This is a genomic window from Pseudomonas sp. TH49 (assembly GCF_016650625.1).
Taxonomy (GTDB): domain Bacteria; phylum Pseudomonadota; class Gammaproteobacteria; order Pseudomonadales; family Pseudomonadaceae; genus Aquipseudomonas; species Aquipseudomonas fluorescens_H.
Genome location: NZ_JAEKFL010000001.1, coordinates 2,473,018 through 2,491,365, shown reverse-complemented (window position 1 = coordinate 2,491,365; position 18,348 = coordinate 2,473,018). Strand labels below are relative to the sequence as shown.

General features: G+C 60.0%; 13 protein-coding genes. 6 read left to right on the top strand and 7 right to left on the bottom strand.

Annotation, left to right across the window (positions count from 1 at the left end; genetic code table 11):
• The first annotated feature begins 577 nt into the window (after positions 1–577).
• Both morA and glyA read left to right on the top strand, forming a co-directional pair.
• Positions 578–4,426 carry a cyclic di-GMP receptor MorA gene (gene morA, locus JFU48_RS11345; RefSeq protein ID WP_103485420.1) on the top strand — a complete coding sequence of 1,283 codons (3,849 nt, stop codon included), beginning with the start codon at positions 578–580 and terminating at the stop codon, positions 4,424–4,426.
• A gap of 239 nt (positions 4,427–4,665) precedes the next feature.
• The gene (gene glyA, locus JFU48_RS11340; protein ID WP_003228394.1) at positions 4,666–5,919 is read left to right on the top strand and encodes a serine hydroxymethyltransferase; all 1,254 of its coding nucleotides are present in this window, start codon (positions 4,666–4,668) and stop codon (positions 5,917–5,919) included.
• A gap of 61 nt (positions 5,920–5,980) precedes the next feature.
• Here glyA and JFU48_RS11335 read toward each other — a convergent pair whose 3' ends face one another.
• Positions 5,981–7,186 (bottom strand): ISL3 family transposase, encoded by a 1,206-nt coding sequence (locus JFU48_RS11335; protein ID WP_201135813.1) that lies wholly within the window; start codon positions 7,184–7,186, stop codon positions 5,981–5,983.
• Positions 7,187–7,561: 375 nt separating this feature from the next.
• Here JFU48_RS11335 and JFU48_RS11330 point away from each other — a divergent pair, with 375 nt between their 5' ends.
• The 3 genes from JFU48_RS11330 to JFU48_RS11320 all read left to right on the top strand — a co-directional run bounded on the left by JFU48_RS11330 (position 7,562) and on the right by JFU48_RS11320 (position 10,399).
• Entirely contained in the window at positions 7,562–8,875 is a 1,314-nt protein-coding gene (locus tag JFU48_RS11330; RefSeq protein ID WP_003228396.1) for a C4-dicarboxylate transporter DctA, read from the top strand.
• A gap of 84 nt (positions 8,876–8,959) precedes the next feature.
• Positions 8,960–9,664, top strand: a complete 705-nt coding sequence (locus JFU48_RS11325) for a FadR/GntR family transcriptional regulator (protein WP_045122643.1) — start codon at positions 8,960–8,962, stop codon at positions 9,662–9,664.
• 24 nt (positions 9,665–9,688) lie between these two features.
• On the top strand, positions 9,689–10,399 hold the full coding sequence (locus JFU48_RS11320; RefSeq protein ID WP_201136531.1) for a GntR family transcriptional regulator: 711 nt from the start codon (positions 9,689–9,691) through the stop codon (positions 10,397–10,399).
• A gap of 116 nt (positions 10,400–10,515) precedes the next feature.
• Here JFU48_RS11320 and yjiA read toward each other — a convergent pair whose 3' ends face one another.
• The 3 genes from yjiA to JFU48_RS11305 all read right to left on the bottom strand — a co-directional run bounded on the left by yjiA (position 10,516) and on the right by JFU48_RS11305 (position 13,920).
• Positions 10,516–11,487: a GTPase gene (gene yjiA, locus JFU48_RS11315; RefSeq protein WP_103485422.1), complete on the bottom strand. Its 972-nt coding sequence runs from the start codon at positions 11,485–11,487 to the stop codon at positions 10,516–10,518.
• 153 nt (positions 11,488–11,640) lie between these two features.
• Positions 11,641–11,838, bottom strand: a complete 198-nt coding sequence (locus tag JFU48_RS11310; RefSeq protein WP_003228401.1) for a YbdD/YjiX family protein — start codon at positions 11,836–11,838, stop codon at positions 11,641–11,643.
• Positions 11,839–11,853: 15 nt separating this feature from the next.
• Positions 11,854–13,920, bottom strand: coding sequence for a carbon starvation CstA family protein (locus tag JFU48_RS11305; protein WP_003228403.1), 2,067 nt, complete (start codon positions 13,918–13,920; stop codon positions 11,854–11,856).
• Between the two features lie 159 nt (positions 13,921–14,079).
• Between JFU48_RS11305 and JFU48_RS11300 the strand changes: the two genes are divergently transcribed.
• Positions 14,080–14,448, top strand: a complete 369-nt coding sequence (locus JFU48_RS11300; RefSeq protein WP_103485423.1) for a PilZ domain-containing protein — start codon at positions 14,080–14,082, stop codon at positions 14,446–14,448.
• A 192-nt stretch (positions 14,449–14,640) separates the two neighbouring features.
• Here the strand turns inward: JFU48_RS11300 and radA are convergent, their stop codons facing one another.
• The 3 genes from radA to katB are packed head-to-tail and all read right to left on the bottom strand — an operon-like array spanning position 14,641 to position 18,190.
• Complete coding sequence (gene radA, locus JFU48_RS11295) at positions 14,641–16,008, bottom strand: DNA repair protein RadA (RefSeq protein WP_007963764.1); 1,368 nt, start codon at positions 16,006–16,008, stop codon at positions 14,641–14,643.
• Positions 16,009–16,051: 43 nt separating this feature from the next.
• The gene (locus JFU48_RS11290) at positions 16,052–16,588 is read right to left on the bottom strand and encodes an ankyrin repeat domain-containing protein (RefSeq protein WP_201136530.1); all 537 of its coding nucleotides are present in this window, start codon (positions 16,586–16,588) and stop codon (positions 16,052–16,054) included.
• A 60-nt stretch (positions 16,589–16,648) separates the two neighbouring features.
• Positions 16,649–18,190: a catalase KatB gene (gene katB, locus JFU48_RS11285; protein ID WP_201136529.1), complete on the bottom strand. Its 1,542-nt coding sequence runs from the start codon at positions 18,188–18,190 to the stop codon at positions 16,649–16,651.
• Between the last annotated feature and the right edge of the window lie 158 nt (positions 18,191–18,348).

Genomic DNA, 18,348 nt, shown 5'->3' with positions numbered 1-18,348 from the left:
TTCATTATCACTCACCTGCACGGCTAGATTTTTTCAATCACGTCGCGGGAGCGATGCTTGGCGATGCTTGAAAAAACTTACCGCCGGAGCACTCACAGAAAAGTTAAGTTTTGGACCTAAATTTGTTCGAAGGCCGGTAAAAGCTAACCAGAAATTCTGTTCCGAGACAGAACTGAGAGGAAATAAATGCGGGAGAGGCTTAAAAACCAATGATGATGCGGGCTCGCCTGCGGCGCAAAAACGTGACTAAAAACTAATAGGGCAGATAGGTGTATTGAGCCATGGAGAACCTTGGGTCAGTGACAGATGAATGATTGGAGCGCAGGCGATGCCCGGCCAGACCGATGCGCGTCGTTCACTAGACCACTTGATGGCCATCAATGCGTGCGCGCGGAAAAAGTCTGAGTCTAGGAGCTGGAACGCTCCCGCGTAACCGGCAAAGCTACCTTAATGACGGAAGGCAGTCCAGCCGAGTGGGGCTGGCACTTCGCCACAACTCAAGGCATGCTAGCCGCCCTTCGGGCGTCCGGCTTATAGTGCACGTCGCGCCAGTCCAGCCAAACCGCAGGATTACAGCTTGTCCAACGTTACCCCGCCAGCTTCTGTGAGCGCGTCCAATCCGGGGACCGGCTCGCCCCTGCGCGGAACACTGAAGGGTGCATTGGCGACGCTGGTACTTTTGCTGCTGGCATTGCTGTTCTGGCAGTTGCTCGATCAACTGCGCGAGACCCAGAAAAACCAGCGCCAGTACACCATCGACTACACCGCCGACCTCGCCTCGCAGGTCAGCTTGAACATGTCGCTGAATGCGCAGATCGCCCTCAACCTGTTACCGATCGTCGAACAACCGCAGTCGTCCGACGAACAGCAGGCACTGCTGCGCAAGCTCCAGCAATCGCTGCCCGACCTGCGCAGTCTGGCCCTGCTCAGCCCGTCCGGGAAAATCATCAACGACAGCGCCAGCGACAGCCACGACGCCGATTACCTTGGTGAACTGGTGCGCCGTAGCCGCGCCCAGGCGCATTACTTCAGCAACGCCGACGACGGCTCGGTGGTGCATCTGTTATTGCATCAGGCCAGCGGCAGCACGCGCGGCTACTGGGTTTTGCGCCTGACCCCGACCTTCTTCGACTCGCTGACCAAGCAGGGCGAAACCGGCATCCGCCCGTTGTGGCTGGTGGAAAACCGTCTCAATCATCAGATCATCAGCCGCGACGAAGCGCTGTCCTCAGCCAGGCCCGGCGTGCTGAGTCCGGACGACATGGCCAACACCGTGCTCACCGTGCCGCTGAGCAGCAGCGACTGGCAGTTGCGCGGGCTGTTCGACCGCCAGCGCGTGCTCGAAGAACTGCTACCGGCGTTCATCGGCAAATGCCTGCTGGGTCTGGCGTTCTCGATGCTGCCGGTGATCGCGCTGCTGAACATGCGTCGCCGTCAGCGCCAGTTGCATGAAGGTCGCCGGCGCTATCAGGACATTTTCGAAGGCACTGGCGTGGCGTTGTGCGTGCTCGACCTGTCCGGCCTCAAGCAGGTGTTCGACAAGGCGCAGATCCAGACCAGCGACCAGCTCAAGGCCTGGCTCGACCAGCCGGCCCAGCGCCAGCAACTGCTGCAAGAACTGCGCGTCACCGAGGTCAATCAGGTGGCGCTGCAACTGCTCAATGTCAATTCCTGCGAGCACGCCTGGCAGTTGCTGATCGACGGTCATCCGCACAGCCAGTGCGCCATCGGCAACCAGGTGCTCGACGCCGTTCTGCAGCAACAAAAACAGCTGGAACTGGAAATCAAATTGCCGGACATCAATGGTCGCGATCAGCACCTGTGGATGGTCCTGCGCCTGCCTGAAGAACAGCACGACTATAAAGCGGTGATCCTGAGCATCAACGACATCACCAGCCGCAAGCTGATCGAGCTGTCGCTGCTGGAACGCGAAGGCTTCTGGTCGGACGTGGTGCGCACCGTGCCGGATCATCTGTATGTGCAGGACGTGATCAGCCAGCGGATGATTTTCAGCAACCACCACCTCGGCCAGACCCTCGGCTACAACCGCACCGAACTGCATCAGATGGGCGAGTACTTCTGGGAAATCCTCCTGCACCCGGAGGACGCCGACTACTACCATCGCTCGCGGCAGATGCAGCGTCACGCCGGTTACAGCCAGTTGTTGCAATGCCAACTGCGTTTCCGACATCGCGATGGCGAGTGGCGGCGCTTCGACATCCGCGAACAGGCACTGGCCCGCGACAAGCACGATCAGGTCACGCGGATCATCGGCGTGGCCAAGGACATCACCGAGCAGATCGAGGCCAGTGAATCCCTGCGTGACAGCGAACAACGCTACCGCATGCTCGCCGAAAGCATCAGCGACGTGATCTTCTCCACCGACAGCAAGCTGTCGCTGAACTACGTCAGCCCGTCAGTGCAAGCGGTACTGGGTTACGACGCCGAGTGGATTTTCCAGAACGGCTGGCAATCGACCATCGCCAACCCGCAGCAACTGAGCGGCATCTACTCCTTGATGGATCGGGTCAGCAAAGCGCTCGACAAACCTGAACAACTGGCAGTGTTGCGCAACCAGGTGCAGACCCAGATGTTCCTGTTCGACTGCCTGCGCGCCGACGGCCGCAAGATCCCGATCGAGCTGCGTCTGGTGCTGGTGTGGGACGAACACGGCGCGTTCGAAGGCGTGCTCGGTGTCGGCCGCGACATCAGCCAGCAACGCCGCGCCGAGAAAGACCTGCGCATGGCGGCCACGGTATTCGAGCACTCGACTTCGGCGATTCTGATCACCGACCCCGCCGGTTACATCGTGCAGGCCAACGAAGCGTTCAGCCGGGTCAGCGGTTACGCGGTATCGGAAGTGCTCGATCAGTTGCCGAACATGCTCACCGTCGACGAGCAACAGGACGCGCACCTGCGCTATGTGCTCAAGCAATTGCACCAGCACAGCACCTGGGAAGGCGAAGTCTGGCTCAAGCGCCGCAACGGCGAGCATTACCCGGCGTGGGTCGGCATCACGGCGGTACTCGACGATGAAGGCGACCTCGCCAGTTACGTGTGTTTCTTCAGCGACATCAGCGAGCGCAAGGCCAGCGAGCAACGCATCCACCGCCTCGCCTACTACGACGCCCTGACCCACCTGCCGAACCGCACACTGTTCCAGGATCGCCTGCACACTGCACTGCAATCGGCCGAACGGCAGAAGTCGTGGGTGGTGCTGATGTTCCTCGATCTCGACCGCTTCAAGCCGATCAACGACTCGCTCGGCCATGCTGCTGGCGACCGCATGTTGAAAGACATGGCCACGCGGCTGCTGGCCTGCGTCGACGATGACGACACCGTGGCGCGCATGGGCGGCGACGAGTTCACCTTGCTCCTGCAACACCGCTCCAGCCGCGAAATGGCGCTGAACCGGGCGATTCACGTGGCCGAGCAGATTCTCGCCAGTCTGGTGCGACCGTTTGTGCTGGAAGGCCGCGAGTTCTTCGTCACCGCCAGTATCGGTATCGCCCTGAGTCCGCAGGACGGTAACGAACTCAGCCAGTTGATGAAGAACGCCGACACCGCGATGTACCACGCCAAGGAACGCGGCAAGAACAACTTCCAGTTCTATCAGGCCGACATGAACGCCAGTGCGCTGGAACGTCTGGAGCTGGAAAGCGACCTGCGCCATGCGCTGGAGCAGAACGAATTCGTCCTGTATTACCAGCCGCAGTTCAGCGGCGACGGCAAACGCCTGACCGGCGCCGAAGCGCTGCTGCGTTGGCGTCATCCGCGTCGTGGACTGGTGCCGCCGGGGGATTTCATTCCGGTGCTGGAAGAGCTGGGTCTGGTGGTCGACGTTGGCGACTGGGTGATCAGCGAAGCCTGCCGTCAGCTCAAGACCTGGCACCAGAACCGCGTGCGCGTGCCGAAGGTCTCGGTGAACATCTCGGCGCGGCAGTTCTCCGACGGCCAGCTCGGCACGCGCATCGCCACCATCCTGCGCGAAACCGGGCTGCCACCGGCGTGTCTGGAGCTGGAGCTGACCGAAAGTATCCTGATGCGCGAAGTCAGCGAGGCGATGCAGATCCTCGCCGGGCTGAAGAACCTCGGCCTGAGCATCGCGGTCGATGACTTCGGCACCGGTTATTCGTCGCTGAACTACCTCAAGCAATTCCCGATCGACGTGCTGAAGATCGACCGCACCTTCGTCGACGGCCTGCCGTCCGGCGAGCAGGACGCGCAAATCGCCCGCGCGATCATCGCCATGGCCCACAGCCTCAATCTGGCGGTGATCGCCGAAGGCGTGGAAACCCATGAGCAACTGGACTTCCTGCGCGAGCACGGTTGCGATGAAGTGCAGGGTTACCTGTTCGGACGACCGATGCCGGCGAGCCGGTTCGAGGCGCAGTTCAGTAACGACGCCCTCTTCATGTTCGACTGAAGATCTGCGGCGCGCCCTTCGCGAGCAGGCTCGCTCCCACAGGGATTGATGTCGATCACAATATCTCAGGCCTGCCTCGATTACTGTGGGAGCGAGCCTGCTCGCGAAGAGGCCAGCAAAAGCACCGCACATCTGTCATGAACGCCACTTGTCTGCGACATGATGTCGTTTCATATGCCATCCAAAACCCATTGGGTTAGAATGCCCCCCTTTTCTGCCCCCGATCCTTGAGGACCGCCATGTTCAGCCGTGATTTGACTATTGCCAAGTACGACGCCGATCTCTTTGCCGCCATGGAGCAAGAAGCTCAGCGCCAGGAAGAGCACATTGAGCTGATCGCTTCGGAAAACTACACCAGCCCTGCGGTGATGGAAGCTCAAGGCTCGGTACTGACCAACAAGTACGCCGAAGGCTACCCGGGCAAGCGCTACTACGGTGGTTGCGAGTACGTCGACGTTGTTGAACAACTGGCCATCGACCGCGCCAAAGAGCTGTTCGGCGCCGATTACGCCAACGTTCAGCCGCACGCCGGTTCGCAAGCCAACGCCGCTGTCTACCTGGCCCTGCTGCAAGGTGGCGACACCATTCTGGGCATGAGCCTGGCCCACGGTGGTCACCTGACTCACGGTGCCAGCGTTTCCTCCTCCGGCAAGCTGTACAACGCCGTGCAGTACGGCATCGACGCCAACGGCCTGATCGACTACGACGAAGTCGAGCGTCTGGCGGTTGAGCACAAGCCGAAAATGATCGTGGCCGGTTTCTCTGCCTACTCGCAGATCCTCGACTTCCCGCGCTTCCGCGCCATCGCTGACAAGGTCGGTGCCTACCTGTTCGTCGACATGGCGCACGTGGCCGGTCTGGTCGCCGCTGGCGTCTACCCGAACCCGGTGCCATTCGCTGACGTGGTCACCACCACCACGCACAAGACCCTGCGCGGTCCTCGTGGCGGTCTGATCCTGGCGCGCGCCAACGCCGAGATCGAGAAGAAGCTGAACTCCGCAGTATTCCCGGGCGCCCAGGGTGGCCCGCTGGAGCACGTGATCGCCGCTAAAGCGATCTGCTTCAAGGAAGCGCTGCAGCCTGAGTTCAAGGCTTACCAGGAACAAGTGGTGAAGAACGCCCAGGCCATGGCCGAAGTGTTCATCGAGCGCGGTTTCGACGTAGTTTCCGGTGGCACCAAGAACCACCTGTTCCTGCTGTCGCTGATCAAGCAGGACATCTCCGGTAAAGACGCCGACGCCGCTCTGGGCAAAGCGTTCATCACCGTGAACAAGAACTCCGTGCCTAACGACCCACGCTCGCCGTTCGTCACTTCCGGCCTGCGCTTCGGCACCCCGGCTGTGACCACTCGCGGCTTCAAGGAAGCCGAGTGCAAAGAGCTGGCCGGCTGGATCTGCGACATCCTGGCTGATCTGAACAACGAAGCGGTGATCGACGCCGTTCGCGAGAAAGTCAAAGCCATCTGCAAGAAACTGCCGGTGTACGGCGCGTAATCGCGACGTTAAATCCGCAGCATGAAAAACCGGCCAGCGATGGCCGGTTTTTTTTGGTTCTTCACGGATTACCGGGAAAGACGCTCTTGATCTTCATGAAAAAGAATTCGCTATCCCGGTAACCGTACGCCATCCGCTTGATGACCTTTATTCGATTGTTTATTCCTTCCAACTGACCGGTGTGCATCGGCCAGCGAACCCGGCTCACGATGCCCCGCCAGTAACCCTTTAGCCGTGTGGCGAACTGGATCAGAGCTGGAATTTCGCTTTCATGCGCATGGCGCAGCCATTGCTTCCAGGCCGCTCGCCAACCCCAGGCAGTACTCGGAGTCCAGAGTGTTTTGAGTTCAGCCTTCATCAAATAGACCGTCATCAACGCTTGGTTGGCCGCCAGCAGATCCTCCAGGCGGACCTGTTGTTCCGGCGTTTTCAAGTTCTGCGGATTGCGCAGCAACAGCCATCGCGCCTGCTTGATAACCTTGCGGGCCGGCTTGTCGTGACGCAACCGGTTAGCCTCGTCGACGCGAACCCGATCAATCACCTCTCGGCCATATTTGGCCACCACATGGAAGAGGTCGTAGACCACTCGCGCGTTGGGACAGTGCTGACGAACCTCCAGGTCAAAAGCGGTGTTCATGTCCATCGCCACCGCTTCGATGCGAGCGCAACCCTCTGGCCCCAATTCTTCGAAGAAAGGCCTGACCGCTGCTCGGCTGCGGCCTTCACCGATCCACAGCACGCGGCGTGTATCCGCATCCAGCACCACGCTGGCGTAACGATGACCTTTGAACAGGGCGAATTCGTCCATCACCAGACGTCGCGGTTGCGCCTTTGGCAAAACGCTCAACGCCGCTTGCAAGGCTCGACGCTCCAGCAACCGAACGGTGTCCCAATGCAACCCGAACAGTTGAGCCACATGCAGTGTGGGGAGGCGTTCGCAGGCCTGAATGACCGCCTCGGCCAAACGCCGCGTCATGCGGGCATAGCGGTCCAGCCAACTGACGGCCTCCATACGTTTACCACAGTCACGACAGACAACACGCCTGAGCAACACGCTGAGGCGCACCGCACGGCCGAGAATCGGTAAATCGCGGACGGTTCGCTCGCAATACTCATGCGTGGTTGAACAGGTTTTTTGGCAGCCGCTACAGGAAGGGAATCGGGTGGCGTGGGGAATCAGGTCGATCTGAAGCGCGTCGCCATCAGGCTTGATCGTGACAACAGAAAAGCCCTCCCAAAAAGGAAGGAAAGTATTAATATCGCGCATAAGAACGCCGGTTTGTTAGATGTGTTTGCTCGCACGAACATCATCAATCAAATCGGCGTTCTTGTTTCTGTGTTTCCCGGGATTCCGTGAAGAACCTTTTTTTTCGCCCGTCGGAAAGATCAAAAGATCGCAGCCTTCGGCAGCTCCTACATTTGGAATGCGCTCACCTGTAGGAGCTGCCGAAGGCTGCGATCTTTTGATCTCTGGCCACTGGTCAGACCGGTCATGCCAATTTAGCGATTTTCACTTGTCATCCCGAAAAAACCGAGCGTAGACTGCGCCTGCACTGGACATACCGGTAAGACCACAATAATTAAGTCCTGAATCTGATGTGCCCCGCACACGGCAGCCAGGACACCGACCAGGATTCCTCCCATGCTCAGATGGTGCTCGCGTTCAATCTTCCTCCAAGTGGTTCTCGGACTGGTGCTCGGCATCATCTGCGGGCTGACCCTTCCCGAATATTCCGCCCAGCTCAAACCGTTGGGCGACGGCTTCATCAAACTGATCAAGATGCTCATCGGCCTGATCGTGTTCTGCGTGGTGGTCAGCGGCATCAGTGGCGCGGGCGATCTGAAGAAGGTCGGGCGCATCGGCCTCAAGTCGGTGATCTACTTTGAAGTGCTGACCACCATCGCCCTGGTGATCGGTCTGGTGTTCGCTTTCAGCACCGGAATCGGCAGCGGCGCGAATATCCATCTGGAGCAGTTGTCCGCCGCCGACATGGGCGATATCGCCGAACGCGGCCAGCACATGCACACCACCACGCAGTTCCTGATGGACCTGATCCCGACCTCGGTGATCGGTGCCTTCGCCGACAACAACATCCTCCAGGTGCTGCTGTTCTCGGTGCTGTTCGGCAGTGCGCTGAATCTGGTGGGTGAAGCGGCTTCCGGGATCTCGCGGCTGATCAACGAATTGAGCCATGTGATTTTCCGGATCATGGGCATGATCGTGCGTCTGGCACCGATCGGCGTTTTCGGCGCCATCGCCTTCACCACCAGCAAATACGGCCTCGATTCACTGCAACACCTGGGCAGTCTGGTGGGCTTGTTCTACCTGACCTGCATGGCATTCGTCAGCGTGATTCTAGGACTGGTGATGCGTGCGTCCGGTCTGCGCCTGTGGCCACTGCTCAAGTACCTGCGTGAAGAATTGCTGATCGTCATGGGCACCGCTTCTTCCGACGCCGTGCTGCCACAGATCATGCGCAAACTGGAACACCTGGGCATCGGCAGCTCGACCGTCGGGCTGGTGATCCCCACCGGTTACTCGTTCAACCTCGACGGCTTTTCGATCTACCTGACCCTGGCCATCGTGTTCATCGCCAACGCCACCGGCACGCCGTTGGCGATGACCGACCTGTTGACGATTCTGCTGGTGTCGCTGATCACTTCGAAAGGCGCCCACGGCATTCCCGGCTCGGCGCTGGTGATTCTCGCGGCGACGCTGACGGCGATCCCGGCGATTCCGGTGGTCGGGCTGGTGCTGGTGCTGGCGGTGGACTGGTTCATGGGCATTGGCCGGGCGCTGACCAACCTGATCGGCAACTGCGTCGCCACCGTGGCCATCGCCCGTTGGGAAAAGGACATCGATGTGCAACGCGCAAACAAAGTACTCAGCGGTCAGCAGGGCTACACCTTTCAACCGCGTAAAACCGGAACTCCGGCGCACCAGCAAGAGTTCTGATTTTCAACCCTGTAGGAGCTGCCGCAGGCTGCGATCTTTTGATCTCGTTTGCGGCATCCCCTATGGGCTTACGGAGCTAGACAAGTGATAACCACATCAACCGTCGTCAACTCAGTCGTAGAAAAACTGCGCGCCGCCCTCGCCCGCGGTCAGTGGCGCTCCGGCGACATGCTGCCGGGTCAGCGTGAACTGGCCGAACAACTGGGCATCAGCCGTCCGAGCCTGCGCGAAGCGGTGATCGTTCTGGAAACCCTTGGCCTGGTGCGCTCGATGCCGGGCAAAGGCGTGGTAGTGCTCGACGCCCAACTCAGCGACAGCCAGAGCCACGACAGCGCGGTGGCCGGCGCCAGCCTCGAAGACGTGCTGCAACTGCGTTACACCCTTGAGCCGTTCATCGTCGGGCTGGTCGCGCAGTCGATCAGCAGCAAGGAAGTCGGGCAATTGCGCCTGACCCTGATGGACATGCGCGAAGCCCTTGAAGCGGGCGACAGCGAAGCCGGGGTCAGTGCCTACATCGCCTTCCACGAAGAGCTGTTCACCCTGACCTCGAACCCGATCTTTCAGAGCGTGGTGCAGCAGACCAGCAACGCGCTCAAGCAAAGCGCCGAAGTGCTGCGCAATTCACCTGAGCATCTGGCCGAGCGCCTGGAAGAAAACGAAGCGGTGGTGCGCGCGATCCGCAGCAAGAACAGCGCCCAGGCCAGCGCCGAAATGCGCCGGCACATTCTGCGCGAAGGTCAGCGCATGGGCATTGAGTTGAACATTCCGGATGACCACCTCAGCAACTGACTTTCTTCACACTGGAGACCGGCCATGAACAGCCTTGCCACGTCGCCGCACACTCGTCAGATGTCGGCACCCTTGCCCTTCTCCCGCCTGCGCACGCCGGCAGATGATCTGTACCCGCGGCTGTTCGACGCGATTCTGGACCAGCGAATCGATCCGGCCAGCCGCTTCACCGAAGACAGTCTCAAGCAGATGTTCGGGGTCAGCCGCGCCGATGTGCGCCGGGTGCTGACGCAGTTGTCCCACGAGCAGGTGATTGTGCTGCGCGCCAATCATCGGCCACGGGTGGCCGCACCGGATGCCGAGCAGACCCGACAGACCCTGCATGCGCGGCGCCTGACCGAAGCGACACTGGTGCGCCTGGCTTGTCAGAATGCATCAGTCGAGGGTTTGAAACGCTTGCGTGCACTGGTCGAACGCGAACGCCTGGCCGTGGTTCAAGAGCGGCGTGCGGCGGCGATTCGGTTGTCCGGCGAGTTTCATCTGCAGTTGGCGCAAATGGCGGGCAATGCACCGTTGGCGCATTTCCTTGGCAGCCTGGTGCCGTTGACGTCGCTGGCGATTGCGCGGCGTGATGGATCGACGCCGGGTTGCTGCGCGTGGCAGGAGCATCTGGCGATTGTCGAGGCGGTCGCGTCTGGGGATGTGTCCATGGCTGAGCGACTGATGAATCAACACCTGGATCATCTTGAGCAGACTTTGCTGGGTACAGCCCTTGAGCATCGTGTCGCCGGTTAGATCGCCTTCGCGAGCAAGCCCGCTCCCACAGTAGGCCGCATTCTGTCAGGAGGAATGCAATTCACTGTGGGAGCGGGCTTGCTCGCGAAGGCGTCAGCCCTGGCGCCGAAGACCCATCAGGCAGAAGTCACTTTGGCAAACCCCGCCCGAATCTTCTCTTCCGGCAAATCATCGGCAATAAACACAATCACACTTTCCCGCGCCTCACCCTCGGTCCACTCAGTGTCCCAGTCGAAACCGTAGAGTTTCAGTACGCCCTGAAACACCAGCCGCCGATCCTCGCCTGCGATGTTCAACACGCCCTTGTAGCGCAACAACTGCTTGCCGTGTTCTTCCAGCAGCTCATTCATGAATTCGCTGAGCCGATCGATATCCAGCGGCTGGTCAGTGCGCAGCACCAAGCTGGAGATGCGGTCGATGGACGGCGCCTTGCTCACCGGACGCAGGCTCACCCCGCCGCCGAGGTCGGCATTGAGGTTGAAGCCACGCACGTCGAGCAGTTCCGCCAGATCGATGTTGCCATGCTCGACCACGCGGATCGGCGCGCGACGATTGATCCGCGTCAGGCGTTCGCTCAACGCGGTGAACGCGGCCTCATCCACCAGATCGGTCTTGCTCACCAGCAGGCGGTCGGCGAAACCGATCTGCGCCTGGGCGATGGTCTGGGTCAGGTGCTGGTCGGCGTGAGCCGCATCCACCAGGGTGATGATGCCGTCGAGCAGATAGCGTTCGCGCAGTTCTTCGTCGATAAAAAAGGTCTGCGCTACCGGGGCCGGGTCGGCCAGACCGGTGCACTCGATCACCAGCCGATCGAAGGCAATTTCACCGCTGTCCAGGCGTTCGAGCAGCAGGTACAGGGCCTTGGTCAAATCGGTGTGGATGGTGCAGCAGACGCAGCCGTTGGCCAACGTCATGACTTGCACCGGTTCGTCGCCAAGCAACTGGGTGTCGATGCCGGCGTCGCTGAATTCGTTTTCGATCACGGCGATTTTCAGGCCGTGCTCGGCTTTAAGCAGATGGCGCAGCAAGGTGGTCTTGCCGGCACCGAGGAAACCGCTGAGTACCGTTACGGGTATGGGAGAAGACAAAACACGATCTCCTGAAAGAAACACAAAACAAATGTGGGAGCGGGCTCGCTCGCGAAAGCGGTGTGTCAGTCAAATCATTCATCAACTGACACTCCGTATTCGCGAGCAGGCTCGCTCCCACAGGGGGGATTGCATCAACCGCAGGCTGTCAGCTCAACAGCACTTCGGCCCACCCTTGCCACCGTAACGCGCTTCCTGACGTTCGCGGAAGAACATCTCGTAGCTCATCACCGGTTTGTCCGGGTGTTTGGTTTGCATATGCTCGACGTAGGTGTCGTAGTCGGGCATGCCGACCATCAGGCGTGCGGCCTGACCGAGGTATTTACCGAGGCGACTCAGGTCATTGAACATGGTGCAATCCTCTGGTTACGCGTCCGGCAGGGCCTGGAATGGCGATTCTTTATCCGTACGCTCTTTTTTGCCCCAGGCGGCGATGCCGACCTTGAGCGCATAGAACAGGATGCTGAACACCACGAACAGGAACAGCGCGGTAAGCGTTGCGTTGGTGTAGGCGTTGAAGATCACGTGCTGCATCTGATCGATGCTCTTGGCCGGCGCGATGATTTGTCCGGCGGCCAGGGCATCGCTGTACTTCTTGGCCAGCGACAGGAAGCCGATCGCCGGGTTGGCGTCGAACAGCTTGATGAAGCCTGCAGTGGTGGTGCAGATCAGCAGCCAGGCGGCTGGCAGCAGGGTCACCCAGATGTAGCGCTGACGCTTCATCTTGATCAGGACCACGGTGCCGAGCATCAGCGCGATACCGGCCAGCATCTGGTTGGAGATACCGAACAGTGGCCACAGGGTGTTGATGCCGCCCAGTGGATCGATCACGCCTTGATACAGCAACCAGCCCCACATCGCCACACAACCGGCGGTGGCGATCAGGTTGGCGGTCCACGATTCGGTACGTTTCAGCGCCGGCACGAAGGAGCCGAGCAGGTCCTGCAGCATGAAACGCCCGGCACGGGTACCGGCGTCCACAGCGGTCAGGATGAACAGCGCTTCGAACAGGATCGCAAAGTGGTACCAGAACGCCATGGTGTTTTCACCCGGCAGGACACTGTGCAGGATCTGCGCGATACCGACCGCCAGGGTCGGCGCACCGCCGGCACGGGCGAGGATGGTGGTTTCACCGATGTCATGCGCCACTGCTTGCAGCGCCTCCGGCGTGATCGCGAAGCCCCAACTGCTGACCATTTGCGCCACCGATGCCACGTCACCACCGACCACGGCGGCCGGGCTGTTCATGGCGAAGTACACGCCCGGCTCGATCACCGAAGCGGCAACCATCGCCATGATCGCGACGAACGATTCCATGAGCATGCCGCCGTAACCGATGTAACGCGCGTTGGTTTCGTTATCCAGCAGCTTCGGCGTGGTACCCGACGCGATCAACGCGTGGAAACCGGACACCGCACCGCAGGCGATGGTGATGAACAGGAACGGGAACAGACCGCCCTTCCACACCGGCCCGGTGCCGTCGACGAACTGGGTCAGCGCCGGCATTTTCAGCTCGGGCATGGTTACCAGAATGCCGATCGCCAGGGCGATGATGGTACCGATCTTGAGGAACGTCGACAGGTAGTCGCGCGGTGCCAGAATCAGCCACACCGGCAGCACGGCGGCAACGAAGCCGTAACCGATCAGCATCCAGGTGATTTGCACACCGGTGAAGCTGAAGGCCTTGGCCCACACCGGATCAGCGGCAATCTGCCCACCGAGCCAGATCGAACCGAGCAGCAGCAACACACCGATGACCGAGATCTCGCCAATGCGGCCCGGACGGATGTAGCGCATGTAAATGCCCATGAACATCGCGATCGGGATGGTCGCCATCACGGTGAAGATGCCCCATGGGCTCTCCGCCAGTGCCTTGACCACGATCAGCGCCAGCACCGCGAGGATGATGATCATGATCAGGAAGCAGCCGAACAGGGCGATGGTGCCGGGAATGCGGCCCATTTCTTCGCGCACCATGTCGCCCAGGGAACGGCCGTTGCGCCGGGTCGACATGAACAGAACCATGAAGTCCTGCACCGCGCCCGCCAGCACCACCCCGGCAATCAGCCACAGCGTACCGGGCAGATAGCCCATCTGCGCCGCCAATACCGGGCCGACCAGCGGGCCTGCGCCGGCAATGGCCGCGAAGTGGTGACCGAACAGAATGTGTTTGTTGGTCGGCACGTAGTCCAGACCGTCGTTGTTGAGCACGGCGGGGGTGGCCCGACGCGGATCGAGTTGCATCACATTGTTTGCGATGAACAGGCTGTAGTAACGGTACGCAACCAGATAAATGGCCACTGCCGCGACCACGATCCACAAGGCGTTGATCGCCTCTCCTCGGCGCAATGCCACTACGCCCAGGGCGCACGCTCCTACGATTGCCAGCACTAGCCAGGGTAAGTGGCGTAGCAGGCTATTATTATTTTTCATTTTATTATTCCAGCCAGGGTGGACAAGAAAGACAGCCACCCCGAGTTTAGCGCTTACGGCGCCAAAGGCCATACCCCGACGTTGGTCTAGACGCCTTGTCGATTGGCCGCCACCCGCCGGTCGGGTCTATAGTCAGCGAACTCTTCCGAGGATTGCGCCATGAGCGAACACCCAGCCAATCGCCGTCGCTTCAAACGTATTGCGTTCGATGCCAAAACCGAGCTGAGTCAGGGCCACTTCATCTGGCCGGTGAAGTTGATCGACCTGTCGCTCAAGGGCTTGCTGATCGAGAAGCCGCAGCCGTGGCTGGGGGACAAGGAGCAGGATTTCTTCGTCGACATTCATCTGAGCGATGACGTGAATATTCAGATGGATGTGCATCTGGCCCACGAGGATCACGGGCAACTGGGGTTTGAATGCCGGCATATCAGCCTGGAATCGATCCAGCGCTTGCGGCGGTTGATCGAGCTGAATCTGGCGGATGAAACCGAGCTTGAGCGCGAATTGGGTGCCTTGATCGAAATCTAAAATAATGCTGCTCAGGTAAGGGTGACGCTGCCACCGTGGCGAGGGAGCTTGCTCCCGCTGGGTCGCGAAGCGGCCCCTGCTCTTCACTAAAAAAGCAAGGGACTGCTGCGCAGTCCAGCGGGAGCAAGCTCCCTCGCCACAGATTATTTTCGCGGAATGGGCAGTAGTTGCGGCTGGAGAGAGCGTAAGCGGTTACTCGAACAATGCGTCGAGCGCCTGCTCCAACCGGGTCACGGCAATGATCTGCAACCCCGGCGGCGCTTCCTTCGGCGCGTTGCCCTTGGGCACGATCGCGCGTTTGAAGCCATGCTTGGCCGCTTCCTTCAAGCGCTCCTGACCGCTCGGCACCGGACGCACTTCACCGGACAAACCGACTTCGCCAAACACCAGCAGATCATGCGGCAACGGCCGGTTGCGCAGGCTCGACATCACCGCCGCCATCAACGCCAGGTCGGACGCGGTTTCCAGCACCTTCACCCCGCCGACCACGTTGAGGAACACGTCCTGATCGTGGGTCGGAATGCCGCCGTGGCGGTGCAGTACGGCGAGCAACATCGCCAGACGATTCTGATCCAGCCCCAGAGTTACCCGCCGTGGGTTCGCCAGATGGCTGTCATCGACCAGCGCCTGCACTTCCACCAGCATCGGCCGGGTGCCCTCCCACGTGGCCATGACCACACTGCCCGGGACTTCTTCCTGAGCGCGAGTCAGAAAAATCGCCGAAGGGTTGGAGACTTCTTTCAGGCCCTTGTCGGTCATGCCGAACACGCCGAGTTCGTTGACCGCACCGAAACGGTTCTTCACCGCCCGCAACAGACGCAAACGCCCATCGGACTCGCCTTCGAAATACAGCACGGTGTCGACCATGTGTTCGAGAACCCTTGGGCCTGCCAACGCGCCTTCCTTGGTGACATGACCGACGAGGAAAATCGCCGTACCGCTTTGCTTGGCATACCGCACCAGCAACGCCGCACTCTCGCGCACTTGTGATACACCACCCGGCGCCGATTGCAGCTGTTCGGTGAAAATGGTCTGGATCGAGTCGATCACCATCACCTTGGGTTTTTCCTGGCGGGCCGTGGCGATGATGGTTTCGATGCAGGTTTCGGTCATGACCCGCAATTGATCCTGAGGCAGCCCTAAACGTCGGGCGCGCATGGCCACTTGCTGCTGGGACTCTTCGCCGGTGACGTACAGCGCCGGCATGCTCTTGGCGAGGTTGCACAGGGTCTGCAACAGAATCGTCGACTTGCCGATGCCCGGATCACCACCGATCAGCACCACTGAACCGTCGACCAGACCGCCACCCAAGACCCTATCCAGCTCACCGGACGCGGTGGAGAAACGCGGAATCTCCTCGATGCTGACTTCGGCCAGGGTCTTGATCTGCGCCTGCTGCCCGGCCCAACCGGTACGCCCGGTGGGCGCCGTGGCCCCGCCGCTTTCGATCATGGTTTCGGTCAGGGTGTTCCAGGCGCCGCACTCGCCGCACTGGCCCGCCCACTTGGGAAAGGTTGCGCCGCACTCGGTGCAGCCGTACATGCGCTTGGCCTTGGCCATCTGGATCCCCCGGCAAAAACCGCGATGATAACGCAGCCACCGCTCAGCGCGGCGCGGCGGTGCGGATTTCGCCGTTGGCCAGACGCGCGGCACTGTTGCCCAGCGGGTCTTCGGCATTGAGGTCGGCACCCTTGGCCTTGAGTGCGTCGAGCAGTTCGACACGCTTGAACAACCCGGCGTACATCGCAGCGGTTTGTCCGGCGCCATTGCGCTGATCGAGGCTGCAATCAGTGGCCATCAACCGTCTGGCAATCTGCATCTCGCCTTTGAAAATCGCGCCCATCAGCGCCGTGTTGCCACGTTGATCCTGCGCGCAGGCATCTGCGCCCGCCGCCAGTAACCGATCAACTGCCGCGCCCTGGCCGTGATACGCCGCCAGAATCAAAGCGGTGTAACCCTTGCTGTCGCGGGTATCGAGGGAATAGCCGGACTCGATAAAGGTTTCGAGCATCGGCACATCACCACGCCGGGCGGCATCGAAATAGTAATCCTGCAACTGGGCCTTGATCGCCTCGGCGTTCTGTTCGGCCAGCGCTGTAAATGACAGGCAACCGAGCAGCAATAACAGACAAAATCGCATCAGCCGTCTCCTTGAGCAGAACGGGGCCTGAGTCAGGCCCCGCGTGATATGGCGTCGAGATCAGTCGACCAGTTTCGCCGCCAGCGCCTTTACCCGGCTCAGGTCGCCGTTGGCGACTTTGGCCACACCGCTGCCGTATTCCGGATCGGCCTTATAAAGGAAGGACAGGATGATGTGCTTGCTCTCGTCATCGGTGGTGGCCAGCGAGCCGCCGAAGCTGGCGATCAGGTCCTGACGCTCCTGCTGGCTGAATGAGCGATACAGATCACCGGCCTGCTTGAAGTTCTGCTCACGCTGAATCTTCGCCTGCTGGGTGCTGCCCGACAGCGCCATTTGGCTGTAGCGCGCATTTTGTGGCTCATCACGCGGTTGCAGACGGCTCGGCTGATAATTCACCCCGGACTGCGTGGCAGCGAAGTTCATCGCACCGTCCTGATTGCCGTTGTTGACGGCAACTTTGGGCGCGTTGATCGGCAACTGCAGGGCATTGGCACCCAGACGATACATCTGCGTATCGGCATAAGAGAACACCCGGCCTTGCAACAGACGATCTACGGAAGGTTCGATACCCGGAACAACATTGGCCGGGGCCATCGCAACTTGTTCGGTTTCCTGGAACACATTGGCTGGGTTTCGGTTCAACACCATTTGTCCAACTTTTCGCTCAGGAACATTCGGCCAGATTTTGGTAGCGTCCAATGGATCGAAATCAAACTTGGACAAATCTTGCGGATTTAGCACTTGGATGTACAAGTCCCACTTCGGGAAATCACCCTTGTTTATATGACTGACCAGATCATTAGTCATATGACTGTAATCTTTCCCCTGAACTTTTGTAACTTGTTCGGGCGTCAGATTTTTGATGCCTTGCAAACTTTTCCAGTGAAACTTCACGTAGTGCACTTCGCCCTTGGCATTGACCAACTTGTAGGCATGCACACCATTACCGTCCATTTCCCGATAACTGGCTGGAGTTCCCGAATTGGAATACAACTCGGTCAGCGTGCGCGTGGCTTCCGGTACGTGGGAGAAGAAGTCGAAACGACGCGAGTCATCGTCCAGGTTGGTACGCGGATCGGGTTTGAACGCGTGAACCATGTCCGGAAACTTGATTGCGTCGCGGATGAAGAAGGTCGGAAAGTTGTTGCCCACCAGGTCCCAGTTGCCATCGGCGGTGTAGAACTTGGTGGCAAAACCCCGTGGATCGCGCAGGGTTTCCGGGGAATGGTTGCCATGCACCACCGCAGAGAAACGCACGAACACCGGCGTGACCTGGCCGGCAGCGAACACCTTGGCCTTGCTCAGGTCGCTGAGATCATTGGTCACCGTGAAGGTGCCATGGGCACCGGTACCGCGGGCATGCACCACGCGCTCGGGAATGCGCTCGCGGTCGAAACGCTGGAGCTTCTGGATCAGTTGCACATCCTGCAGCAACACCGGGCCGTTGGCGCCGGCGGTCTGCGAGTTCTGATTGTCGCCAACCGCTGCGCCGTTATCTCGGGTCAGGGGTGCGGCGTTCACGGAAAAAGTCAGCAGGCTGGCGGTCAGTACGCCGAGCGTACGGCGATGGGGAAAAGCCCCCAGTCCAAGAGTGGAATTCATATCAGGTTCCTCTGGTTTTTTTGGGCGCATCCAGGTGCGCCAACCAGAGGCTAGAGGGCTATGCCGGTGAACATAAATAGAAAGTTCGCAACTCGACGATTGAAAAAAATGGCTTCCTGATCAGCGGTTTACGGCGTATTTCGCGCGCGATTAGTGGC